Source organism: Paenibacillus albidus (assembly GCF_014644435.1).
GTDB classification, from domain to species: domain Bacteria; phylum Bacillota; class Bacilli; order Paenibacillales; family Paenibacillaceae; genus Paenibacillus_AQ; species Paenibacillus_AQ albidus.
Genome location: NZ_BMKR01000079.1, coordinates 1 through 7804 on the forward strand (window position 1 = coordinate 1; position 7804 = coordinate 7804).

A 7804-nucleotide genomic window follows, 5' to 3' on the forward strand; every position below is an offset into this window, starting at 1 on the left:
AAGCTTGCGAACTGACCTTTTTACTGTGTCCACTCTATTGACAGAAGTACACTGAGTCCGATGAAGAAGAAAAATGAAGATGTTTTGCGAAATAACGCTTCTCCGGTCCGTATAATCCCGCCAAAAGAAAAGACACACGGCCCGTTTTGCTGGCCCATAATCGGCTGAAACAAGGACAATGGTCCAAGAAAAAGAGCAAGGCCTCTCCGATAACGAGAGAAGCCTTGCTCTTTTTGCTCTTTGTGTATGCTGGTATTTCGGAAAGGAGATTAGAACAGCAGCTTGTCCGGGTCCGAACCGATCCGTTCGCCTGCGTCCAGCCCGCTGATGCTGCCAAGCTCCTCGGCAGACAGCTCGAAATCGAAAATTTCGCTGTTTTCCTTAATTCTCGACGAGGTAACCGACTTCGGAATGATGACAATCCCCTGCTGCATTTCCCAGCGCAGAATAACCTGGGCTACAGTTTTGCCATGCTTCTTCGCAATGGATTGCAGCAGCTCATTCTCCTGCAGCCGGCCTTTCATCAGCGGAGCCCAGGCTTCAATCTGGATCTGGTGCTCACTGCAGAAGGCATGCAGCTCTTTTTGAATAAAACGGGGATGCAGTTCGACCTGATTGACCGCAGGTACAATCGTGCTCTCTTTCATCAGCTCCTGCAGGTGATGGATCTGGAAATTGCTGACACCGATGGCCCGCACCCGTCCTTCGGCATACAGCCGTTCCAGCGCACGCCAGGTCTCTTTATATTTGCTCTGTCCGGGCCAGTGGATCAAATACAGATCAATGACATCCAGCCCCAGCTTGCGGCTGCTTGTCTCAAAAGCGCTCAAGGTCGTATCAAATCCCTGGTCATCGTTCCAGACCTTAGTGGTCACAAACAGTTCATCGCGCGCTACACCGCTGGCGGCTATCGAGCGGCCGACTTCTTCCTCATTGCCGTACACTGCTGCGGTATCAATACTCCGGTAACCCAATTCCAGTGCGGTGGTTACGGCCTTCGCGACCTCTTCACCCTCCGCTTTGTAGGTGCCGAGTCCAAACCAGGGCATGGTAATCCCATTATTCAATATCGTTCCATCTGCAATATGCTTCATACCTCATTCATTCCTCCTATGTAGCAATCTGATGATAGACAACAAGATTATTATACCACTGCGCCATCCACTGCCCAAACGCCAGGACTCATAAGGGGGCGCGATGAAGCTGCAGTGGATCATTGAATTTTTCCGTCTCATCAATATAAAGCAGAAAAGGGGCACAGCAGATGAAAAACATTAAAAAATCAATGAAAATTACAGGAGTCATGTTTCTAATATTAGTACTCATAGTCCTTTTTTTCCCGACGTGGACTCCGCATATCAAAGGTACTAACAGTATAAGTGTATTGGAACAAGTAACGCTAAATGGAACGGGGCAAGAAATTATGATACGCGGCAATGATCGGGATAATCCGGTTATCATCAATGTGCATGGGGGGCCCGGAGCTTCTGAAATACCTTATGCCGGTAAATACCAGGATTTATTGGAATCCCGGTTTACCGTAGTTAATTACGACCAAAGAGCAAGCGGCAAATCGTATCATTTTTTCGAGGACTATTCCGATCTGTCATCTGACTTGCTGGTGAAGGACCTATTGGCTGTAACGGATTATGTATCAGAACGTCTTGGAAAAGAAAAGGTAATCCTGATCGGCCATTCTTACGGTACATATATTGCAACACAAGCGGCCTATAGGGCTCCCGAAAAATACGAGGCATACATTGGTATTGGTCAGATAAGCAATACAGCAGAAAGTGAGACCGACATTTTGAACTACGTGGTGGACCAGGCTGGAGAGGCCGGAAATGTGGATGATGTTCAGCATTTGCAACAATTATCTGAAGAAATCAAAAATGGCAGTGCGTTAACCCCGCGGAATTATGTTATAAAATATGGCGGGGCTACGAGACTCATCGATACCCCTGACGGCAACATCATGGGAATGATTCTCAGCAGTGAATATAACTTGTTGGATATATTCCGTTATAACTACGGTATATCCATTTCTCAAAGTTTATTGTTGGATGAAGTATTAAAAAAACCTTTGCCGGCTATAGTCACCAAACTTGAGCTGCCGTGCTATTTTATCATGGGCAACCATGACTTTATGACTTCATCTGATGCAGCAAAAAGTTATTTGGAAATGCTTGACGCCGCTCAAAAGGAATTCATTAGCTATGAACAATCCGCTCATTATCCACAGTTTGAAGAAAAGGAACGGTTTTATGAATGGATGTCCGCTACCTTTATAAAATAAGCTCCGGACACAAAGGCGACCGCTGCCGCTTTTCCGCGGGTCTTTCCATCCGCTCCGCTGTTTAAGTGTAAGAACGCCCCCATCTTCTTTAAGACAAAGGCTATGTTAAATCCTGATGTTGATTTTTACGATAAGAAAACCGCCTCGTTAGGCGGCTTATTGAGCTATCGTTTCCCGTTAGTGCAAAGATTTTTAAAACACGAGCCCTCGTACAACTAAACACGCCTTTGAAGCTTGACATTACATTCTGACGTTGTCGCAGTGACGTACTCCATATAATTCACAGAGCCGTCAAAGTTCAAATAAACTTCATAACGCATGCGTATTCCCCATATTTTTATCCGCTCCCTCACTATTACTCTGATTAAAACACAAATGACCTACAAGAGGGTCACTTTTTTCAAAGTGTCCTTCTTATGGGTCACAGTTCAACGTATAGGACTCCGGCTCTTTTTCATTCGGGGTAGTATCAGCGAGGCCTTACGTGTTGAGTATCTCCTTAACACAACAGGTAGGAGAACGCAGGAATTTTATCGGAACAATACTTCCTTCTCTGTAAATATCTGCCGATCTAACCCTGCACGCGTAGATGATGAAGAGGGGCCAACCTCTTCTTTCCTAAAGAGACAGTAGTTTGTACTATACGGTGATACACTGGCTTCACCGCTTCCCAGGGATTGCTTACCTTTGTCTCACCGCGAAGAATGTCGGATCCGCGTGCGCGAGCGCATGGGACATCATTCCACGCAGGAAAAGACCGTGGCCGTGGGCGTGATCGAGGTCGTAATCGTTGTCATGCCATCCTCGTACCTGATTCCCGATGATCTCCCGACCATTTTTACCTTTATTTTCGAGATAATAACGGAAAAACGATATGGGCAGACACATGAGGCCGAACCGTCCGTCCGAGGCGTAAGTCTCCGACGCAACCCCTCTCTTCTCGCCTGATTTCTTTTTCGCTGAGGCATCGAACCAGGAAACGTCCTCTAAGTTCACGTTGACGGTCTCACTCCAGCGGTTTCCTCTGGGTATCGGATTATTTAGGCAGTGGTTGTAGTGGCTCCGGTAGGCCGTGTACACGTAGGCTCGCGCTTTCTTGTTGACGGTTGCCCACTGCTGAACGCCCTCCCACAGCCGGGCCAACTTGGGAATCCGTTGCTGATCGTTGTCGCCAAGGTTGATGTCGAACGCGTTAAGCTGCACGAGGTGCTGAGTGAAGAACGGCTTCTTGCTGAACTGCGCCATCAGCTCGACGAGCCGAGTTCCGCTGTGGCTGTATCCCGACAACATGACATGCCCGATTGTGTCGAATCGCTGCTTATCTGGTGCGTTCAGCAGCGTCAACAGCGAGCGGTAGACATCGTTAAGCGTGCCGAGCATGCCGTCCGGTGTGATCATGTCGGCGAAGTTTCCAGCGTGATCGGCGACGGGGACAACGTAAGCGAGATTGGGTTCACGACCTGTGACCGCCATGACGTGATGAGCGACGCTTTTGAAGTCGGAGCACAAATATCGGATCCCGAGCTGCACGTAGTACGGCACTCCGTCTGCCGGCAGCTTACCTCTCCAATATGGATGCGTCCCTTTGTACCACGGCTCGTAGGTCGGCGGATGAAAGAGGACGTGGAAGTTTAGCGGGGCTAGTAGAGTCCCGTTGCTAATCCGGTTGACCAGGGTGGTCGGCAGCCATACGAAGAACAGCCGCGTCGTGCCGGAGTCACGCTCCAGCGCGAACGCACGCCCGGCGATGTCTTTCCTGTTGCCATCGCTGATTCCTGCGCTGCTGAATGGTACGAGGTGGTAGCTGAAACCGTCGGTGGCGCCCTTGTCGAGGATCTTCCACCCGAACTTTCGTAGGTCTGCGCCGGGGAGGAGCGCACCAGGGTCCTGCTCTACCCCGGACGGTCCACGTCGGAACAGCCCAACGGGATGAAGGTCGAAGACCGTGCGGCTGACATCCTTCATCACGAGATGGTGGCGAGGTTCGATGTGACAGCAATGTCTGTGCCGGAAGTCGGGGTGTATTCGTTCCACTCCGCGATGAGCGCGCCCTTCTCGCCGGGCTGCAGAATCGGCACAGGAGCTTCTGTGCCTCTATGAGCGAACATCACCTTGGCGACGGTGATGTTCGTCGTGTTAGGGATAGCAATGACCGTCTGCGCCTCCTGGATATGCCGTTCATCCTCCACGTCGATGATGACCGGAAGGTCGACAACGAACCCGGAGCTGTCGGCAACCTTGATGGTCACGGGATTGCTGCTCGGCGCGATGTCCACTGTCGACGTCGTGAAGACGGCGTCCTGGAGGTGTACGGCCGCTCTTCCAGGGTTCGCTGGTGGGATGCCGGGATAGTTTCGGTCGTCGTATGCTGCGATCTCCCTAGCAATGCTCAGGTATGGTGCGGGGATGGGCGCGCCGATGGAGCCTCCTTCGGCGTATCGCATCCACCGCTCTTCCCAGCCCTTACGCACCGTGAGAACAACCCGTGCGCTGCCGGCGCGCAGGAACGCTTGCCTGGTTGGGTCCGGATGGCGGAGCTGGCGGATGAACGGCCAACTTGGCGGGACGTCCCAGAAATACGAGTACAGGAACGTCACCACGTTCTCCCACTCGATCGCCTGGTTAATGAACCGGATGACGTCCTCATGCTGTCGGACCAGCGTCCACTGCTCGGGGGTCAGCCCGAGGCTCGGCTGGTCGAAGCCGATACCGTGTTGAAGGTCGACATTTGCCGCCACGAAGGCAGCCAGAACGTTGGCTGGCATAAAGTCGAAGTCAGTGCCGAGGATGAACTTCAGCACACACTTCATGATCTCGTCGCTTTCCTCACGCCGCAACGTCAGAGTGTCGACGTTCGCCAGCTTCTCCTCGATGGCGGCGATGCTTGCCGCTATTTCCTGCTGCTGGGCGAAGTGCTTGGTCTGCGCGGCGTCATACAGGGCGTTCCAGACGTCAGTCAGCCATTGCTCGATGGCCTCCGGTGTCAGTTCCAAATGCACGGTGAGACGGCACAGCACTTGCTCGGAGTGGTGGAAGAAGAAGGTGACCTTTTGGTGACCGGTGTAGCCCTGCATGAAGGGCACCCCCGAGGCGACGACCGACATGATCTTGTGGTCTCGAATGATCAACGCCTCGGTCCGGCGCTGCCATCCTGGTTCGATGTAGGAGCCGATGACGTCGAAGTTCATCTTGTCGTCGGAGTCGTCCTTGCCTATCTGGGCGTCCAGTCTGATCTCCCGTATGCGTGTGCCGCCGGGAACGTCGAATTCAGAGTCGAGGAACCACCATCCGCCGTTGGTGCTATCGCGCGCGGTCGGCGTCAGCGGAGTCGGCTCCGCGGGATACGCTTTGACCGAGACGCCTTGACGCTCGGCGAGCCACTGGTATTTCGGGATGCCGTTGGGGTCGGGATTGCCGTCCTGATTGACACGGTCCGTCGTAATGTCGGAGCGCTTCACGTTGAACGTGAACGGCCCCTGCTGCGCCCTCAGCAATTCAAGCTTTGCGTACGCGCGCCGCATTGCCGAGCCTGGTTCAGGGACGACGATGTCGTAGGTCAGCCGCAGCCCGTACCGGTACAGCCTGACCCGCCACTTCCTCATCAGGCTGAAGTAGTCAATCCGGATAGGGTTGACGTTGTTCGTGTTCTTCAGCATGCGTGTCGAGGTCTGGGACGTACCTGTTTCCGTGGTCGTCGATACGGTGACCTTGTGTTCCCGCCTCGACCGTGCCGATGCCTTCATAGTGGTGGTCCGCGCGTGTTTGATGCTTTCGCTGGCAGACACCGAGTTCGACCCCTGCGCCGTGAAGCCGGTCGTGCTCGAACCTGAGATGATGGGAATGCCGCCCTGGACCGTTCCCGTAATGTTGAACTGGTTGGAGTGCTGGCTCTGCGACGACGTCGACTGGGAAAGATCGGTGTTGTCCGTCACTCCTGTTTCGCTGATCTCTTCCAGCGAGTCGGTGACGATCGTCGTGAACTCTTTCGATGTGACGGACCATTCCTTGTACGTGACCGCGGTCTCCTCGCCTGGGGCAAGCGGAATGGTTGACACGAGTTCACCGCGCTGGATCCCCACCGGGACCATCTCGATGCGTTCAAGGTTGAGCATCCCTATCGGTGGCGTCGCGGTGCCGGTCGTGAGAGCGCGCAAGGCGATGGCGGCGGCGTTGAGCGCCTGGGCGGATCGGCCGATCTCGATGGGGGAGTCCGCCGCCTTTACCCCCCTCATGTGCTCGGTGCGCTTCTCGATGAGGGCCTCGGCAAACGCCGCCAGTTCACGTGCAGGAATTCGCGAGATCGCCGTAAGGTCCGGGCGTAGCGAGGGCACCAACGGGTCCTCGAACGCCTTCAGAAGCTCTAACGTCTCGGTGGAGACATGCGCCGTGTCTCCATAGCGCTGCTCGATGTTCCCCAGTCGGTCAAGAGCGTCATCGGTATCGCCGCGAGCCAAGGCCAGTTGCCGAATTGCGCCCAATTTGACGATTCCGCCCCCTGGCTCGTCGCCGGCCGCAGGAACGTGCACCGACACGAGCGTTCCTTTGAGAATCTCCCTTGCTGAGTTGTCGAGCACGGGCGCAGATTCTGCTACATCCATAAAAATCCACTCCTTATTTTTTATTATCCAGTAGTATTTCAATAAATACTATTTTTATGCCGTACGGTAATCCGGGCGGGGGGCGGCCTTCCTTCAATCCTTAGATTTGCGCCTGAAGGAACTGGTTCTCCTGACCGGGGGACGGGGTACCCGCCAAAGGCGCGTCGTTGCGCGGGGAATGCAGTGGAAACCCGTTTTTTTGACCGGAGAGGCAGGAAATGGATTCGCGGGGCGTGAATAAGCACAAAAGTTTTAATGTTTACCATATATTTAGGTATTGGGAGGAAAGAAATTTAATAAAAGGAATCAGAAATAATTCAAATGGTTATCGCTAGGCGCAAAGGATATAAGGTGCAATTAACGCCAGCAAGCGGCGACGACGGCGTGGACTTGATAATCATGAAGGCCGGAAGGAAAATCGCCGTCCAATGCAAGCGGAACCGTCGGAGTTTCGGCTGTGCAAGAAGTCTTTGCGGGCAAAGCGTTCTATGATTGCAATGTGGCAATGGTGGTCACGAACTCCACCTTAACGGCGCCAGCCGCCAATACAGCGCGCAAACTTGGCGTTACGCTGTGGGACCGAAGCAGATTGATTGAGGAACTGGCCCAAACGCAGGCGTCTATTGAGTTTGAGGATTACTTGGAGCGATATTACGAGTAAAACAAACGCAGCTTTTAGAAATCAATCTAAAAGCTGCGTTTGTTTTATACAACATTTTTAATTACCATTTCATGGATATCTAGCTATATCATTATCCAGATTTCCACCACGCTCTACTGCCCGTTACTTCAACGAGCAACGGCAACCGATCGTATGGCCGGCTGCCGTCATATCGTGGTGCTAACGTTCCCCGTTAGAATTCCTGTAGAATGAATAATTTGGACTTTGTACAAAAAAGAGCACCTCTGT

Annotated in this window: 4 protein-coding genes and 1 pseudogene; 2 read left to right on the forward strand and 3 right to left on the reverse strand. The window is 52.9% G+C overall.

What is annotated here, in order from left to right:
* Positions 1-269 precede the first annotated feature (269 nt).
* Positions 270-1094, reverse strand: a complete 825-nt coding sequence (locus IEY53_RS34290) for an aldo/keto reductase (protein WP_189032773.1) — start codon at positions 1092-1094, stop codon at positions 270-272.
* A gap of 170 nt (positions 1095-1264) precedes the next feature.
* On the opposite strand from IEY53_RS34290, the gene IEY53_RS34295 reads away from it, so the two are divergent.
* Positions 1265-2296: an alpha/beta fold hydrolase gene (locus IEY53_RS34295; protein ID WP_189032775.1), complete on the forward strand. Its 1032-nt coding sequence runs from the start codon at positions 1265-1267 to the stop codon at positions 2294-2296.
* Positions 2297-2977: 681 nt separating this feature from the next.
* Here the strand turns inward: IEY53_RS34295 and IEY53_RS34300 are convergent.
* Together IEY53_RS34300 and IEY53_RS34305 are read right to left on the reverse strand one after the other, a co-directional pair.
* A complete protein-coding gene (locus tag IEY53_RS34300) occupies positions 2978-4261 on the reverse strand; it encodes a hypothetical protein (RefSeq protein WP_189032777.1) in 1284 nt (427 codons plus the stop codon).
* Positions 4261-6894: a hypothetical protein gene (locus tag IEY53_RS34305; protein ID WP_189032779.1), complete on the reverse strand. Its 2634-nt coding sequence runs from the start codon at positions 6892-6894 to the stop codon at positions 4261-4263. Before IEY53_RS34305 ends, IEY53_RS34300 begins: the two co-directional genes overlap by 1 nt.
* Before the next feature lie 321 nt (positions 6895-7215).
* On the opposite strand from IEY53_RS34305, the pseudogene IEY53_RS34310 reads away from it, so the two are divergent.
* Positions 7216-7555, forward strand: a pseudogene (locus IEY53_RS34310) (restriction endonuclease).
* Positions 7556-7804 lie beyond the last annotated feature (249 nt).

Bases quoted from the DNA above. Each gene is read 5' to 3' on its own strand.
- IEY53_RS34290 (WP_189032773.1), bottom strand. From the start codon at position 1,094: ATGAAGCATATTGCAGATGGAACGATATTGAATAATGGGATTACCATG.
- IEY53_RS34295 (WP_189032775.1), top strand. From the start codon at position 1,265: ATGAAAAACATTAAAAAATCAATGAAAATTACAGGAGTCATGTTTCTA.
- IEY53_RS34300 (WP_189032777.1), bottom strand. From the start codon at position 4,261: ATGAAGGATGTCAGCCGCACGGTCTTCGACCTTCATCCCGTTGGGCTG.
- IEY53_RS34305 (WP_189032779.1), bottom strand. From the start codon at position 6,894: ATGGATGTAGCAGAATCTGCGCCCGTGCTCGACAACTCAGCAAGGGAG.